The organism is Pseudomonas fluorescens (assembly GCF_000968015.1).
GTDB lineage: Bacteria > Pseudomonadota > Gammaproteobacteria > Pseudomonadales > Pseudomonadaceae > Aquipseudomonas > Aquipseudomonas fluorescens_W.
Genome location: NZ_LACH01000047.1, coordinates 105,113 through 122,327, shown reverse-complemented (window position 1 = coordinate 122,327; position 17,215 = coordinate 105,113). Strand labels below are relative to the sequence as shown.

The following is a 17,215-nucleotide window of genomic DNA, read 5'->3' as shown; positions in this document are numbered from 1 at the left end:
ATGAACACCTCCACTCAGCCTACCGAAGGGGCGGGTGGATCAAGATCAAGAGCTGCAGGCGAGCTAACGCTCGGCCTGTTGAGTGGTGAGAAGCGAAAGGCGTGCCCGATCCATTGTGGGAGCGAGCTTGCTCGCGATGGCGGCTTGACAGTCGACCTGTTTCTTACAGATGTACTCGGTTCAACTGTGGGAGCTGGCTTGCCTGCGATGGCGGCCTGATAGCCGACCTATCTCACACAGGGTATACGCCCAGTAACCCAGTGGCCTTCCCCAGCGGCCAAAGCGCTACCAAACCGAAGAATGAACAGGCAGTAAATCTCAGGAACTCGTATTGGGTCGTAGAGTTAGCTGCTGGTTTTTCATTTGAGTAGGCCGGTGTATTTCCCATATAACCAAAGAACCACCACCGCCCCTGTAATGAAATAGGCAATATGAAATGGATACGCTGCCCAGCGCTTAAGCCTTATAGGCAACCGTTTCACGTCTTCAACTGATAAGGGTTCCTGGCGCTGAATTTTTTTAGACGAGATTAAAGCGCTGATTGCGGCCAGACGAAAAATTCTTCCATGATGCCCCGTGCCCCACGTGAGGCGGTTGACGCATATGGAATCCAGTTGTTTAAAATGCTTTTCCAGCGCTTCGAGTTTTGTGTGAGCAGCATAAAAAATGATAGCTACGTCGAAAAGGCTCAGAAGGATTAGCGCTCCCCAGACCCAGGCAAGTGTTGTTCTAGTGAGTTCCATTATTCAGAATGCTCATAGAGTTCTTGCCCAGTCAGTTCGCTGCCGTCGGTCATCAGCGTTCCGGTTCCGGTGGCGCCTACCGCGCCGGCAACGAGTACACAAACGAGTTTTCCGAGTCCTTTTACTTTTGCACACACAGCGGTGCCTGTTTTCGAGCCTGCTGCACCCCCGGCGACAGCTCCGGCTGTACCGCCCACCATTTTTGCGCCCTCAACAAATTTCATTTGCTTGCATTCATCCTCGCGACCAGTAGTGCATACCTCATGAATTTTTAAACTGGATGCGCCTAACTGCAGACCAATCCCGACATAACCAACAGCTTTCATAAATTTTGCCGCTCGTGAGACACCCTCAATGTTCGTTGCGTACCCAGGCAACTGTGTTGGTGCCCCAGCCTTGTCCCAACGATGAATCGTTCTGCGAGTTGATAATCCCAAGGCTCGCTTGAGTTTCGGGTGATCCGCAATGCCAGTGCCTTTGCGTACGAGTGACCCAAGGCTGGCATCAAGCTTCGCCATAAGTCGTTTACGTTTGGAAAAAAACTCTGGCGAATGCAGATTGCGGTACTGGCGATATTGTTGCTGATGCAGCTCCTCCAGTTCTTTGAGGGCATTTTTCAAGCCCTCCAGATGCTGCCCAATCATGAACGACGCCACACCCAATGATCCCGCCGACACCTCCAGAAACGGCTCTATAACCTCATGATGCTCAACCATAAACGAAGCCTCTTCATCACTCAGATCCTTGAGCGCCTCGTTGACCTTCTCGGCAGCGATCATCATCTGTGCCTCTTCACGCCGGCACATGTAATGCCGTGAATCGCTGAAGATCACCATTTGCCCCGGTTTCACGTGTTCACCCAGATGGCGATTGAGCGAACGAAATTCGCGACGTAGCGCATGACTTGGCGAACTCTCGTATAGCGAGCGTTCCAGCGCCTCAAGGCTCATGGGCTTTTCAATTATGTGAAATCCGGACTCCGCCGGTTTGGGCTGCGTGAAGGCGTGATCTTCGACCAGATGTTGAGCCGGTGGTGGCTCGGGGTTGTTCTTGAAACCGTTCCATGAAGCGCCACCGTTATCTGGATTGGCGTGAGGGGTGACCATTACCCAATCACCGTTGCTCACGGCGTTGATCAGTTTTTGCTGGTGGGCAGCCTGCATGTAGTTGGAGCGGTTGGCACCCACGGCATTCAGCAGGTCGTCGAAGCCTTGTAAGTTGTATGGGTAGTTCAGGGCCTGACGAAGAGCATCGGCAGCTTGATGGCTGTCGAGTACTTGGCCGCTCTGGCCGGCGAGTTGGTGTTGGGGGATGAGTTTGGTCACGCTTTGTGCCCGGTCCTTGGAAACGGGGCACTTTGGCGATCGGGCTCTGGAGTGGATGCCGGGGGATTCTGTTTGGCTTGTAGGGGAAGTCCGAATTTTTTTCGGTGTTTGGGGGAAGGTGGTTTGTTAGCGGGTTACTGGTTGAATGACAGGGCCAATCGCGGGCAAGCCACGCTCCCACAGTTGATCGGCGTCGTGCAAAAACACGCGAGACGGCCTGACAGCCGAACAGTTGTTCCCCTACGTACTCAATCCCCTGTGGGAGCGAGCTTGCTCGCGATGACAATGGGTCAGCTGACATCAATGTTGAATGACACACCGCAATCGCGAGCAGACTCGCTCCCACAGGGAATATGCGCTGATTCGAGGGGCGTGTTTAATGGCGTTTAGCGTTACTTCCTGAAAGCTAGAGATCCTTGCGCCGCTGCGACTACGCCAGAATCCGCCGGCTTGTGCGCTTTTTACCTGGTCTTTATCGTTTCCGGGCCGCTGAATTCAGCGGCCGGGTTTAGTTGCCCGGACTATCCAAAGTGCATCAGTGCTCCAGACTTTCTTGCAGACTTTTGATGTCTGCAATTACGTTATGGTGGCTGTATGCGGGAGATCTTCGGGTCTACCGGGTGCCTTTGGCCGGTTCGCTAACCTGCATACAGCCGCCACCCTTACTTGTTTAGCGACAGGTTCTGGTGGCGCTATTTTCCAAAGGAGCCAGGGACGCTCCGCGTTCCGCTTCTGAATGTGACGCAGAGCGTCACGGGATGCATTCCCACGCAGAGCATGGGAACGATCAACCGGGCCTGACAAAAAAACCGCGACCTCCAAGGGCCGCGGTTTTTTTTCAGCGCGATTATTGCTGCAGCACAGTCGCCTTGTTGTCAGTACCCATCTGCTGCACGGTGGCAGTCTGGGTCATGCCACTCTGAGTGACAGTGGCAATGTTGCCGGTGCCGCCCTGAGTGACGTAGGCCACGTTCAGGGTGCCGGACTGGTCGAAGTTGGTGGTGTTGCCGACACCGTTGCTGCTGCCCTGGGCCAGGTTGGAGGTGCCGCGCTGGTCGGCGATGAGGATGTTGTCGCTGCCGTTCTGGTCGAAGTACAGCTCGTTGTAGTTTTCGGCCTGGGTGACGGTGGTTTTGTTGCCGTAGCCGGTCTGGTTAGTGGTCATCACGTGGCCGATGCCGTCCTGTTTGAAGCTGGCGGTGTTGTTGGTGCCGTTCTGGTAGACGGTTGCACGTTGGTTGCTGCCGAACTGGCCACCCTTTTGCGGGCCTTTCCAGTCGCTGGCGTAGACCTTGTTTTCAGTGCCCACGGAGGTAGCGTTCAGCACATGGCTGTCGCCGCTTTGATAGGTGAAGTGCACGTTGCCGGTGCCTTGCTGGTACAGCGCCAGGACCGAGCCGATGGAATCGAACTGGTCGGCGTAGATCGCGTTGAGGTCGCCGACTTGCAGCACCTGGGCGTTGTTGTTTTCGCCGAAGCTCTGGTCGACCACGGTCTCGTTGGTTTGCCCGTACTGGTTGACGGTGGCCTCGCTGGCGGTTTGCCCGCCTTGCCAGACTTCGGCGCCGTTGAAGTCACCGAACTGGTTGATGTTCACGGTGCCGCCGTTACCATCGCGCTGGTCGCCATAGGCGTAGTTGCCTTCGCCCGACTGGTTGAGGTTGATCTGGCCACCCATGTGGGCGATTTGTTCGGCGGTGGCGTAGTTGGTGGTGCCGTACTGGATGATCACTGCGTTGTTGGCAGTGCCCAGTTGGATCTGTTCGATATTGGCCTCGTTGCTGTCACCAAACTGGAAGGTTTGAGCTTGGGTGCCTTCCTGCGTGTCCTGATAAATGAACGAGAAGTTGCCGCTGCCGTGCTGTTGTTGCAGCGCTTCGTTGCCGCCCACGCCTATCGACTGGCTGGCATGGCTGGTGTTGGAGCTGCCCACCTGTTGCTGGGTGATGGTGTCGCCGTTTTCGAACAGTTGCTCGGCGTAACCGGCGTTGTAGTCGCCGAGTTGATCCTGAGTGATGGTGCCGGTGGCGTTGTCTTGCACCGCGGCGGCATCGTTGCCCTCGCCGAGTTGTTGTTGGGTGGCGGTGCTGTACGGGGCCGCGGTCTGTTTCACGTCGGCGATGTTGGCGGTACCGACCTGGTCCTGGGTGGAAACGCTGTCGTCGGCCATCGCCTGGGCACTGATCAGGACCAGGATGGTGGCGGTGAGGGGCGTCAGTTTGAACATGATGAAACCTCCATGTGGTGCAGTGCTTTAGCGGGATTGTTTGACCGAAACGCTCATGCCGTTTCCAGACTGGGTCACGGCGCTTGAAAGCCCCGTGCCGGCCTGGTCGATGCTGGCGTCGTTGTTGTTGCCGTTCTGGGAAATCTGCGCGCGGTTGTGGCTGCCGGTCTGGGTGATCGAGGCGGCGTTGCCGGAACCTTGCTGAGTGATCATTGCCATCAGGTCGCTGCCTTGTTGCAGGATGTAGGCTTCCTGATTACTGCCCGACTGGACGATGCGACCGAGCAGCGACTGGCCGTTCTGTTGCAGCAGCGCAACGTTGGCCTGGCCGTTCTGATCGATCAGTGCCTGCTGGCCAATCGGTGGTGGTAACTCGCCGAGGTCGCTACCGGGACCCAAGTCATCGTTTTCCATCAAGTCATCGGCGCGCACGCCCGCACTGCTGCAAAGCAGAAGCAGGCAGAGCAGGGCCGCGGTCGAGGTTTTCATGGCTGTGTCCTTTGGGAAGAGGCCAGCCCCACCCACCGAATCGGCGGGTGGGGCGAGGGCTCAGTTCGAGGTCACCGAGACCGTGCGCACGGTGCCTTGGGACGAGGTGATGGTGGCAGTCGGGTTCGCCGATGGAATCACCGTAGTGGTGTTGTTCACCGTCAGCCTCCAGCGACCGGTCGCCGGTACCGTGGTGGTGCCCAGCGTTGCCAGCCCGGTCGGGGTGGAAACCCTGATGGTGATGGTGTTGCCGGTGACCACCGATGAGGTTCCTGCAAAGTCCCAGGTGAAGCGGTTATTGGAGCGAGCCGAGACCGTCGCCGTGGTCACCGTGAAGGTTTCCGCAGCAGGCCTTGGCGAGACTTGCACGGTGACCGTGGCCGGTGTCGACAGGGCGCCGAAGCTGTCCCGGGCGATGTAGGTGAAGGTCGTGGTGAAGGCCGTCGTGACCGTGGCCGGTGGGGTGTAGGTGATCACCGTGCCATTGCTGCTGACTGTGCCTCGGCCGGCCGCAGGTTGGGTCAGGCTGGCGACCGCCAACGGCACGTTGCCTTCCGGATCGGTGTCATTGGCCAACACGTTGATCGGTATCGCCACGCCCAGTGTCGCGACGGCGTCGGCGACTGCCACCGGTGGCCGGTTAGGCGCCACGGTGATGGTCACGGTCGCTGGGGTAGTCGAAGCCAGGCCTTTGATGTCTTGAGCCTTGTAGGTAAAGGTCGTGGTTAACGGCACAGTGACCACGGCGGGCGGGGTGTAGACCACCGCAGTGGTGCCACTCATCGCCACGGTGCCTTGGCCAGCGGCCGGTTGGGTCAGCGCGGTGATGCTCAGCGGCGTGTTGCCGTCCGGGTCGCTGTCGTTGGCCAGCAGGTTGAGGGTGATGGGCACGCCGAAGCTGGTGCTGCCGGTGTCGGCCACGGACAGTGGCACCTGGTTCTCGCCGGTGTCCGGTGCAGTACCGACGACCACGACGGGCTCGGTATCGCTGCCGCCCGCGGCGGATTTGACCGTCACAGTGGCGGGTGGCTGGGAGAGATCGGCGACGGTGATTTTTTGCAGGGTGCCGGTTTTCGACAGACGTCCGTAACCCTGCGCGACCATGTCTGGCACCGCCACTTCGTCAGTGGACGTGGCCTCGATCAGCAGGCTGTGATTGCTCCAGTTGTAGCGAGCGGTCTGGATTTTCACCAGGTCAACGAGCTTGCTCGAGACTGCCGTAGGGCGGGTGGTGCCGGCCGGGTTGGTGGCGGTGAGCACCACGACCGGAGGCACGGGGCCGCTGAGCAGGCGTTGGCCGAAGTACAACCCGGTGCCGTCACCCACCATATTGGTCAGGCATGGCGTAGGCGGTGGGCCTGGCACAAGGGCGAGGGTCTCGCGAAAGCACAATGTAGAGCTGTTGTCCGCTTTGCCAAAGATTTCGACCCGGGTGCTGGTACCGGTGCCCGAGGCGGTGCGACGGTAGGTTGCACGGCTAAGGTCGACATGGGTTTGCGCACGATTGTCGAGGACTTTACCGGCCAGCGTGAACAGGTTGCTCTGGATCGTCCCGGCCGGGCCCTGGATGCGCACAAAGTTGGTGTTGTTGGGGCTGCCGGTGACTTGTTCGGTGAGGTTCGGGTCGCCGACGAAGGTTTCGATTGCGCCGGTGTCCGGGTTCACTTCGGTGTAGGGGCCGTTGACGCTGCGCAGGAATGGCCCGATAGCACCGGTAAGTGCCCCGCTGAAATTCCCTGCCGCACCTACGCCGATGTCTCTGGTGATGTTGATTGCACGACGACCGGGTGTGGTGACATTGACCGTTTCCACGCCATAAGGGTGAGTAATGGTGTAGGTCCCGGCGACGGGCACGTTGATCCGCATTCGAATCCGCGCAAAGCTGATTTGATCGCCATCGAGAGGATTCCCGCCGGCAAAAGCGGCTTCTATCCCGGCCACGTAGGCGTCCATTCCATAGCCAGCGGCGTTGTTGGGAATGTTGGTCTCGGCGAGGAACCAGAAGGCTTCGTCTGGCCAGTTATCCGGGAACACCATCGGCAGGGTGTCGTCGAAAATGCCCGGTGCCGGCAGCAGGGTACACATGTAGGCCGGTGGCGTGGCAGCCGGCACTCGCGAACTCGTGGCCCGGGACTGGCACAGTTCCATCGACAGTAGATTGTTGTCCTGATACCACATCGGGAATTTCCCGGTAGCGAAGGTATAAGGGCCGGGATCGACGGCAGCGAGTTGCGCGAATGCACTGCCGGACAGCGATAGAGTCAGTCCCAGTGCATTGAGCGCCAGGCGTGGCCAATTGTTCATGATGCCTCCTGATGAGGATCTGGGCATGTGGGCGTTCATTGCACGATGACCACTTCTTCGGTATCGCTGCCGCCATTGGATGACGTCACTCGAACCTTGGCGGGTGGTATCGGCGAGATGCCGGTGGCCAGGGATTTCACTGCGCCATCACCACTGAGGGCGCCAATGGCGACACCGGTGCCAGAGGTAGCAGTGAGCACCGGTGGCGAAGTTTCGTCGCTGGTCGAGGCCACGACCGTTATTTGCCCGGTGCTGAGGCTGTATTCGGCACGTGAAATCACCACCAGGTCCGTCAGGGGCATGGGTAAGGTGGTCGGCGTGCTGCTAGCGATGGCCAGGTGGTTGTCGGCAGTCACTTGCAAAGTGCTCGGCAAGCTCGGGTTGGTCGAAGACTGCGCATACCAGTTGCCGGTGGTGTTGGCCTCGGAAAGGTTCAACACCGGGTTGTTGCTGTCCAGCGTCACTTTGGCGGGTGGCGGCGGGGCCAGGACGAACACGTCTTGCTGAGCCACCGGAGCGCTGGCGCCGGGTTTACGCGAGTAGGTGCTGCGCTGGGTGATCATTGGCGTCGGTCGTGCCATTGTCGCCAACTTGCCGGAGATGGCCATCACCGTAGTGCGCAAATCCAGCCCGTTGGGGCCTTCAATGCGGATGAAGTTGGTATTGAAAGGGCTTCCAGTGAAGGCTTCCACCAGGTTCGGGTCGCCGACGAATTGCTCGGCTGAACCGGTGACCGGATTGGTCTCGGTGTAGGGGCCATTGACGCTGCGCAGGAACGGCCCGACATCGCCCTTGAGGGCACCGTCGTAGGTTTTCGGCACGCCGATGCCGATGTCCCGGGTCATGTTGATCGCCCGACGTCCGGGGGTGTCGACGTTGAAGACATCGACGCCGTAGGGGTGGGTAATGACGTAGGTGCCCGCAGTCGGTACATCGACACGTATGCGGATGCGGGCGAAGCTGATTTGGTCACCTTCGATTGGGTCGCCACCGCTGAAGGCGGCTTCAACGGCGCTGACATAGGTCAGGTCGATACCTCGGGCTGCGTCGACGATGGTGCCGTCACCGGTGAACCAGAACGCTTCGTCGGGGAAGTTGGTCGGGAAGACGAGCGGTTGCGCGTCGTCGAAGATCCCGGGTGCCGGCAGCAAGTTGCACATGTATGTCGGTGCGCCCGGTGCGCTGGGCACTCGCGAGCTGACGGCCTTGGACAGGCAAAGCTCGAGGGTTCGACCGTGAGTGTCCTGATACCAGCCGGCGAACGAGCCGTTGGCTGGCACGTAGGGGCCGGGGTCGACGGCAAACAGCGCCGCCTGGGCGACGCCTTGGGCCAGTGCGCTAACGACCAGGGCGGCCGCGGTTTTGGACAGTAAAGGGTGCATGAGTTAAGCCCTCTATATCGGAATGCCTGCCCCATGGGGACGGGTCAGTTGCGAGGGTTCGGCAACTTCCATACCAACCGGCGAAAACGACCGGCAGAGGCCCGAGTCATGGGCGTGTCACTCACAAGCGGCATCGGAGCGCGGTTTTTGGGCGCGGGCCACTGTCCCCAGAATTGGGGGTAGATGGGGATAAGGAAGAAGTAGGGGGACGAGACTCAACGTCGGGCAAACGACCATGAGTGGGCTATAACCCTATAGGGGATTCGTCGGGAACACGTCCATGGACATGCCTACTCAAGCACTCCAGGCCGAGGGGGGTGATATTCGCCTGAGCTCGCGCAAGCAGCCGTTCAATTTACTGCGCTGGTTTTCGCTTATCAGCATGGCGGTGATTGGCACGGTGGCGGTGGCGTTGGGGGCGGTGTCCACCCGGTTCGTGATTACCGAAAGCGTGCAACGCGATGCGTTGTTGACGTCCCAGTTCATTCAGGCGATAGCCTTGGTCGAAGTGCGCCACGTATCAATTCCCAATGTGCGGACCATGGGCGAGCTGCTCGATCCGCGTAACGACAAAAACTTTTCTGACGTCAACCCGCTGGCCCGCGCCATTGCCCGGGGCGAATTCCTCGACCATATCGAGCACTTGCCGGACGTGATTCTGGCCAACATCTATGCCCCCGACCGCAGGGTGATCTGGTCGACCAACCCGGCGTTAATGGGCACCACGATCCACGCCGACGAAGACCTGGAGAAAGCCTTTGCTTCCAAAGTTCCTGTGTCGGTCAGTTATCACGATGTGGACAAGAGCCGCCTGGAACAGAAGTTCGTGACGCCTCCGGAATACATCTTCATCGAGAATTACATTCCGTTGTTCGATGCCGACGGCGACAAAGTCACGGCGATGGTCGAGATCTACAAGGAGCCCAAGGACCTGATCAGCCGCATGGAGCGAGGCCTGGTGTTGATCTGGCTGGCCACTGCACTGGGCGGTGGGCTGATTTACCTGGGGCTGTACTGGATCGTGCGCCGGGCGGCCATTTTGCTGGCGACGCAGCAAAAGCAACTGATCACCAACGAAACCTTTGTCGTCCTGGGCGAGATGTCGTCAGCGGTCGCCCACAGTTTGCGTAATCCGCTGGCGACCATCCGTTCAAGCGCCGAACTGGCGCTGGAGTTCGACAGCGGCCCGGCCCACAAGAACATCAACGACATCATCGGCCAAGTGGATCGCATGTCGAAGTGGGTGAGGGAGCTGCTGCAATCCTTGCGTCCGCTCAACGATGATGCCGAGCCTGTCAATTTGGTGGCGGCGCTGCATGACAGCCTGATGGCATTCGAGCATCAAATCGCCAAAGCCTCGGTCCACGTGGTGTTCGAACCGAAGCTGACGCCCATGGTCCTGAGCCAACAAGTACAGTTGACGCAGATCCTCAACAGTTTGCTGGCCAATGCACTGGAAGCCATGGACAAGAGCGGCACGTTAACCATCACATTGGAGCCGACCGATTCCCTTGGCCTCAGCGTGGTGGTGAGCGACACCGGCAAAGGCATGAACGAAGAACAGCGCAGCATGGCCTTCCGGCCGTTTTTCACCACCAAACAAGGTGGGTTGGGTGTCGGGCTGGTGCTGGTCAAGCGGATCATGGAACGGTTTGGCGGTGCGGTGACCCTGGAAAGCCGGGAAGGCGAGGGCACGAGTGTCCGTCTGTCGTTCAAATTGGTCCCCTGAAAACGGGTGTGAACTTTCCCCGTTAGCGGGTGTCATTCCCCAGTAATGGCACATTGATGTTGATAAGCCATTGTTTTGACAAGTATTAATACTTTCGTAAAAACCGGTTACAACTCTGGCGAGGTCCTTGCACCACCCCCATTACCCCCTTCATTACTTCGAGGCGGCTGGTGATGGACAGAAAAGCGCGTTACCCCTTCAAATGGTTCGGTCTCCTGACGCCTCTGAGCGTTCTTCTGACAATGACGCTGGGCTCAGCGACTCTGCGCGCCAGCCCCATCGACGACGAGCGACAGCCAGAACCTTCCGACCCCTCGGCTTACCACGATGAACCGGCTGACAAAGCGGCGGCGTTGAACGCCATTTTGACCATGCCCGAGGCTAATCTGGATTCCTTCGACTTGCCGGGTGGCGTCAAAGGCAGCAAAGACACCACGCAGGTGGAAAACATCCTGCCGCCGGCGGTGCAGACCAGTTTCAACTACCCCACCAACGGCAAGCCGAGCCCGCTGTATGGTGCTCTACCGTTTACTCAGCAGTTGGTGCTGTTCGAAGAATTCGGCCCGGAAAAACTCGACCCCACCACACCGGCGGCGCCGTTGGGTTTTCCACCGCCAGCCATCGGCCCGTTGCCACAGCAGGACCCCACCAGTGCAGCCCGCAGTGCGCCACCGAGTGCGGCACTCGACGCCTTTCTGCGTCAACCGGGGCTGACACCGTTCCCGAGTCTGTACTCCAACGTGGTCGACCGTAACCCGTGGCAGAAGCAGATCGAATTTTTCCTCAACCGCCGTATCGGCTCCTCGGCTGAAGGCCGTCCGCCAGGAAAAGGCTGGTCGCACCAGCGCTGGAACGAGTTTTACCCGCAGACGGCCTACAAGACCGTGCAAACCGGTGCACGGGTCAATACCGGTTTGCGTGACAGTCGTCAGATGCACCGCTATGCCGTGGGCGAGTTTGGCCCTGGCGGCCTCTATCACAACGTGGCGGGCGTACCGGCGACCGACGGCACCGCCAAAGGCGTCGATGCGCGTTTTCACCCGAAAATGCCGGTGCAGAACCACAACTCGGTATGGACCTTCGACGGCACCTTGCCGCCCAAGTTGCTCATGGTGCGTTACGGACAACCCGTGTTGATGCGCCATTACAACGGCTTGCCGATCGACCCGTCGGCGAACATGGGTTTTGGTCTGCACACCATCACCACCCACGAACACAACGGCCACCAACCGGCGGAAAGCGACGGTTATGCCAATGCGTTTTACTTCCCCGGGCAATTTTACGACTATCGCTGGCCGATCCAGTTGGCCGGCTACGACAGCATCAACACCAAGGCTGAAGACCCGCGTGCAGCGTTTCCGTGCTCGCCGGGCGAAACCCTGTGGACCAACGACCTCATCCCCAGCCTCAAGACCTGCAACAACGGCACGATCAAGATCCGCGGCGACTGGCGCGAAACCATGAGCACCCACTGGTTCCACGACCACATGCTCGATTTCACCGCGCAGAACGTCTACAAGGGCAACGCGGCGATGATGAACTACTACAGCGCGCTGGACCGCGGCAATGAGTCGGTGAATGACGGCGTCAACCTGCGTCTTCCCAGTGGCTCGGCGTTGCCGTGGGGTAACCGCGACTACGACGTCAACCTGCTGTTTGCCGACAAGGCGTGGGATAAAAACGGTCAACTGTGGTTCAACCCGTTCAATACCGACGGCTTCCTCGGTGATCAGGTGCTGGTCAACTGGCAGTGGAAACCGGCCCTGGATGTGCGCGCCCGCAGCTATCGGTTCCGTATGCTCAATGGCTCGGTGTCGCGCTACTTCAAACTGGCACTCGTGCGCGAGATCAAAGGCACCAGCGGGGAGTTCCAAGGGCCAGCCGGGTCGGGAGTGTCGTATGCCCGCGTGCCGTTCCACATGATTGCCAACGACGGCAACCTCATGGAACACACCGTGCCGTTCGACGGCAGCATGGACCTGGATGCCGACGGCGATAAACAGAACCACAACGCGATACTGCCAACCATGGGCATCGCCGAGCGTTTCGACATCATCGTCAACTTCTCGAAAAACGGGATCAAACCGGGCGACAAGCTGTTCTTCGTCAACCTGCTGGTGCACGAAGACGGCAAGGGCCCGGAAGAACCCGCCTCCCTGGCTGACGTGCTGTCCGAGAAATACAAGGCGATCATCAAGCAAACCAGCAAGGGGCCGAAGTGGGAAGACGGTGACCCGGCGGTCGGCAAAGTGTTGCAACTCAATGTCAAGGCGTACACCGGTCAGGACCTGGCCATGGACCCGGCTGCTTATGAACCGGCCAAACCGGGCAAGGCTGAAGGCCTGGTGATGATCCCCCTGAAGATTCACCGCGACAACATCGCCGACAAGGCGCTGCTGGCCAAGGCCCGTCACCGCACCTTCACCTTCGGCCGTTCCGACGGCACCGATGAAGCACCGTGGACGGTCAAGACGGATGGCGGTTTCGGTTTCTCCATGGACCCACGGCGTTTGAACGCCGCGCCCCAACTGGCCAGTGGCCCCACCGATGCCGGTGTGACCGGTTTCGGCACCCTGGAAGTGTGGAACATCAAGCTCGGCGGCGAGGGCTGGAGCCACCCGGTGCATGTGCACTTCGAGGAGGGGATCATCCTCAGTCGCGGCGGCAAGGCGCCACCGGAATGGGAAAAATGGGCACGCAAGGACGTCTACCGCATCGGCTCGGAAAAGGATGGCCTGGACAACGTCGAGATGGCGATCAACTTCCGCGAGTTCGCCGGGACATACATGGAGCACTGTCACAACACTCAGCATGAGGACAACTCCATGCTGCTGCGCTGGGACATTGAGAAACCCGGGCAATTCCAGCTGATGCCGACACCGCTGCCAAGTTGGGATGGTGTGCGTTACGTGAACTCCGCCGCGCTGCCAACCTTCCGTACTGGCGACGGTTACGGCCCTAAAGCGGTGGCCAAACCATGAGCCGCGAGGGAGCCGACATGAAACTGCATACGCCACGCTACCGCGCCCTGGGCATGCACCTGGTTTTGATGCTGGTCACCTGCCTGCTGGCCAGTCGGGTGCTGGTGGCTCATGAAGCTGCTCCGTCGGTGTCGTCACCGACGGAGTCGGCGACACCCTGGGGCGGCGATTACTTTCCCAACACCTTGCTGACCGATCAGAACGGTCGGCAGGTGCGTTTCTTTGATGACTTGATCAAGGACAAAGTGGTGGTGATCAATTTCATCTTCACGTCATGCAGCGACTCTTGCCCGCTGGAGACCGCGCGCCTGCGTCAGGTGCAGAAGTTGCTGGGGGACCGGGTCGGCCAGGACATTTTTTTCTACTCCATCAGCATCGACCCCTTGAGCGATACACCCGACGTGCTCAAGGCCTACGCACAACGCTTCAAGGTCGGGCCGGGCTGGAAGTTTCTCACCGGGGAATTTGCCGACGTCACCGAACTGCGGAAAAAACTCGGGCTGTTCATCGAAGGCGTCGACAACGGGCGCAACAAGGACCACAACCTCAGTCTGATTGTCGGCAACCAGACCACGGGCCGCTGGATGAAAGCTTCACCTTTCGAAAATCCGTGGATTCTGGCCGATCAGTTGGCCAACACGCTGCAGAACTGGAAGCAGCCCAGTATTGAAGAAAGCTACGCGGATGCGCCCGATATTCGTCCTCCGAGCAACGGCGAAGAACTGTTTCGCACCCGTTGCGCATCGTGTCACAGCCTGGGTCCGATGGACGGGCAGGGCCTCGGCATGCGCAGCATCGGCCCGGACCTGATCGGCGTCACTCGCCTGCGTGATCCGGCCTGGCTGAGTCGCTGGATTCGCGAGCCGGACCGCATGTTGGCGGAAAAAGACCCGATCGCGCTGGAGCTGTTTGAACGTTTCGACAAAATTCCCATGCCCAACCTGCGCCTGGATGAGAACGCTGCGCAGTCAATCATAGGGTTTTTGCAAGAAGAGACCGATCGTCAGCAACCGCTGCAGGCAGCGCAATCGCAATAGCGGCTTAATACTACATTGGGGCCGTCAGTCTCGATCAATGCCACCTACACTGATCCGAAACGCGGCTGAAAAGGCTTGATGCAAGGCAACCGGGAAGGTCCTATGCAGATACCAGAACAACAAAAAATACCTGCGTCGGCGATGTCGGCAGCAGACAGCAAGGGCTGGCGAGGACAGTTCAATTTGCTGCGCTGGTTTTCCCTGGGCAGTTTTTTCATTATTGCCGCCGTGGCGCTGGGGTTGGGCTACGTGTCCACGCGTTTCGTCGTCGATGAGAGCATTGAGCGTGATTCCTTGCTGACTGCGCAGTTCATTCAGGCCATTGGTGATGCAGAAATTCGCCATGCCGGCATCCCCTTGCAAAGAACCATGGGGGAAATGCTCGATCCGCGCGATGACATTGCCTATCCCGACGTAGATCCGGCGGCCCGTGCCGCTGCCCGTATAGAGTTTCTCGATCATGTCGAACACCTGCCGGACACGCTGTTGGCGGTGGTGTACGCCCTGGATCGCACCGTGGTCTGGTCGACCAATACGAAAATGATTGGCATGCGCGTCGAAGGTGATGAGGAACTGGACGAGTCTTTCGAAATGAAGGAACCCGTGTCCACCAGCTACCACCAAATTGATGAGGAGCGCCCCGAGCAGCAACTGCTGCGCGAGCCTGAATACCTGTTCATCGAGAACTACATCCCGATGTTCAATGCCGACAAAAGCAAAGTGATCGCCATGGTGGAGATCTACAAGGAACCCGTGGACCTGGTGGAACGCATCCAGCGTGGCTTCAAGTCGATCTGGCTGGCAACTCTGCTCGGCGGCCTGGCCATCTACCTCGGACTGTTCTGGATTGTGCGGCATGCGTCCACGCTGCTGCAGAGCCAGCAGAAACAACTGATCAGCAACGAGACCTTTGTCGCGCTGGGGGAAATGTCCTCGGCGGTGGCCCACAGCTTGCGCAATCCGTTGGCCAACATTCGTTCCAGTGCCGAACTGGCTCAGGAAATCGCCAGCCAGAACGCGCAAAAGAACATCGGCGACATCATCAACCAGGTCGATCGCATGTCGCGCTGGGTTCGGGAGTTGCTGGTGTCATTGCGACCCGTGAACGACGACTACGAAACGGTAGACCTGGTGCTGGTCATCGACGACACGTTGAGTGCGTTTGACGCGCTGATCAAACGCTCAGGCATCGACGTGCGTTTCACCCCTCAGAGTTGTCCGCCGGTCGTCAGCCAACAGGTGTTGCTCACGCAAATTCTTAATAGCCTGTTTGCCAATGCCCTGGAAGCCATGCCCAAGGGCGGCGTGCTGAGTATCGATATCGAAACGCCGCAGCCCGGACTCGTGCGCATGACCCTGAGCGATACCGGCAAGGGCATGACCACACAGCAACAACAAATGGCCTTCAAGCCGTTTTTCACCACCAAACAAGGAGGGTTGGGCGTGGGCCTGGCCCTGGTCAAAAGAATAATGGAGCGTTTCGAAGGCTCGGTCGAATTGACCAGCCAAGAGCAGGAAGGAACCCGCGTTTGTCTCAATTTCAAAGTGGCAACGGGAGGGGTATATGGAGCACAGCATTCTGCTGGTCGAGGATGATGAACTCCTCGCCGAGAATATTCAGACCTACCTGGAGCGTAAGGACTTCGAGGTGACGGTCTGCCACTCGGCTGAGGACGCGCTGGACCAATTGGGCACTTTCGTCCCGGACGTGGTGCTGACCGATAACTCGCTGCCGGGCATGAGCGGTCACGACCTGATCCAGAAGCTGCGCATCAGCGCGCCGGATCTGAAAGTGATCATGATGACCGGCTACGGCAACGTCGAAGACGCCGTGGTGGCGATGAAAGAGGGCGCTTTCCATTACGTCACCAAGCCGGTGGCGCTGCCGGAGCTCAAACTGCTGCTGGACAAGGCCATGGCCACCGACCGAATGGAACGCACACTGTCGTTCTATCAGGAGCGCGAAGCGCAGAAGTCAGGGGTGCAGGCATTGATCGGCGAATCGGCACCGATGCAGTACCTGAAAAGCACCATTGGCCAGTTAATCGACGCCGAGCGGCGCATGGCCAATACCGATCTGCCTCCGGTGTTGGTGGAAGGCGAGACCGGCACCGGCAAGGAATTGGTGGCCCGTGCGTTGCACTTCGACGGCCCGCGCAGCAAAGGCCCGTTCATTGAGTTCAACTGCGCCTCGATTCCTTCCAACCTGGTGGAGTCGGAGCTGTTCGGTCACGAGAAGGGCGCCTTCACCGACGCCAAGGACCGCCGCGTCGGGCTGGTGGAAGCGGCCGATGGCGGGACGCTGTTTCTCGATGAAGTCGGCGAGATGGACCTGTTGCTGCAAGCCAAACTGCTGAAGCTGCTGGAGGACCGGACGATCCGCCGGGTCGGCTCGGTAAAGGAGCGCAAGGTCGATTTGCGGGTGATCAGTGCGACCAACTGCAACCTCGAACAAATGGTCCAGCAGGGCAAGTTCCGCCGCGATCTGTTCTTCCGTTTGCGGATCATCTCGATCAAGGTGCCGCGCCTGTATGCCCGCGGTGCAGATATCCTGCTGCTGGCCCGGCACTTCCTGGCGGTCCACGGCAAACGCTATGGCAAACCGAACCTGCATTTCAGCGATCAGGCCGAGGAATTGCTGCTCAGCTACAGTTGGCCGGGCAACGTGCGCGAGTTGCGCAACATGCTTGAGCAAACCGTGTTGCTGGCCCAGAGCGACACCATCGCCGCCCATCAATTGAACGTGTGCCTTAGCCTGGTGGATGAGCCACTGCTGTTTCAGCAAGAGCCGCAATACTGCGAACCGCGTCCGGTCTACTACGGCACCGAGTCGATGAACCTGCCGGAAGTGGAGCGCGACATGGTGCGCAAGATGCTCGACAAGACCGACTGGAACGTCACCAAGTCCGCACGGCTGCTTGGCCTGAGCCGCGACATGCTGCGCTACCGAATCGAGAAACTCGGCCTCGCGCGCCCGGAGAAGCGCCAGTGGTAGGCC

The 17,215-nt window shown here is 59.3% G+C and carries 11 protein-coding genes; 5 read left to right on the top strand and 6 right to left on the bottom strand.

From position 1 onward, the window contains the following. Positions 1-359 precede the first annotated feature (359 nt). From VD17_RS20800 to VD17_RS20775, 6 genes are all read right to left on the bottom strand, one after another. Positions 360-743 (bottom strand): hypothetical protein, encoded by a 384-nt coding sequence (locus tag VD17_RS20800; protein ID WP_046055432.1) that lies wholly within the window; start codon positions 741-743, stop codon positions 360-362. After that, positions 743-2,068: a hypothetical protein gene (locus VD17_RS20795; protein ID WP_052962726.1), complete on the bottom strand. Its 1,326-nt coding sequence runs from the start codon at positions 2,066-2,068 to the stop codon at positions 743-745. Before VD17_RS20795 ends, VD17_RS20800 begins: the two co-directional genes overlap by 1 nt. Positions 2,069-2,915: 847 nt before the next feature. After that, positions 2,916-4,295 carry a curlin gene (locus VD17_RS20790; RefSeq protein WP_046055431.1) on the bottom strand — a complete coding sequence of 460 codons (1,380 nt, stop codon included), beginning with the start codon at positions 4,293-4,295 and terminating at the stop codon, positions 2,916-2,918. 27 nt (positions 4,296-4,322) lie between these two features. Beyond that, positions 4,323-4,784 (bottom strand): curlin, encoded by a 462-nt coding sequence (locus VD17_RS20785; protein WP_046055430.1) that lies wholly within the window; start codon positions 4,782-4,784, stop codon positions 4,323-4,325. 60 nt (positions 4,785-4,844) lie between these two features. After that, on the bottom strand, positions 4,845-7,088 hold the full coding sequence (locus VD17_RS20780; RefSeq protein WP_046055429.1) for an Ig-like domain-containing protein: 2,244 nt from the start codon (positions 7,086-7,088) through the stop codon (positions 4,845-4,847). Positions 7,089-7,123: 35 nt separating this feature from the next. Further along, complete coding sequence (locus tag VD17_RS20775; protein ID WP_046055428.1) at positions 7,124-8,470, bottom strand: hypothetical protein; 1,347 nt, start codon at positions 8,468-8,470, stop codon at positions 7,124-7,126. Between the two features lie 280 nt (positions 8,471-8,750). On the opposite strand from VD17_RS20775, the gene VD17_RS20770 reads away from it, so the two are divergent. The 5 genes from VD17_RS20770 to VD17_RS20750 all read left to right on the top strand — a co-directional run bounded on the left by VD17_RS20770 (position 8,751) and on the right by VD17_RS20750 (position 17,212). Continuing rightward, a complete protein-coding gene (locus VD17_RS20770; RefSeq protein WP_046055427.1) occupies positions 8,751-10,199 on the top strand; it encodes a sensor histidine kinase in 1,449 nt (482 codons plus the stop codon). 173 nt (positions 10,200-10,372) lie between these two features. Beyond that, positions 10,373-13,180 (top strand): multicopper oxidase domain-containing protein, encoded by a 2,808-nt coding sequence (locus tag VD17_RS20765; RefSeq protein WP_046055426.1) that lies wholly within the window; start codon positions 10,373-10,375, stop codon positions 13,178-13,180. 17 nt (positions 13,181-13,197) lie between these two features. Continuing rightward, a complete protein-coding gene (locus tag VD17_RS20760; RefSeq protein WP_440130577.1) occupies positions 13,198-14,217 on the top strand; it encodes an SCO family protein in 1,020 nt (339 codons plus the stop codon). A 102-nt stretch (positions 14,218-14,319) separates the two neighbouring features. Continuing rightward, positions 14,320-15,813 (top strand): ATP-binding protein, encoded by a 1,494-nt coding sequence (locus tag VD17_RS20755; RefSeq protein WP_046055424.1) that lies wholly within the window; start codon positions 14,320-14,322, stop codon positions 15,811-15,813. Beyond that, positions 15,782-17,212 carry a sigma-54-dependent transcriptional regulator gene (locus VD17_RS20750; RefSeq protein WP_046055423.1) on the top strand — a complete coding sequence of 477 codons (1,431 nt, stop codon included), beginning with the start codon at positions 15,782-15,784 and terminating at the stop codon, positions 17,210-17,212. Before VD17_RS20755 ends, VD17_RS20750 begins: the two co-directional genes overlap by 32 nt. Positions 17,213-17,215 lie beyond the last annotated feature (3 nt).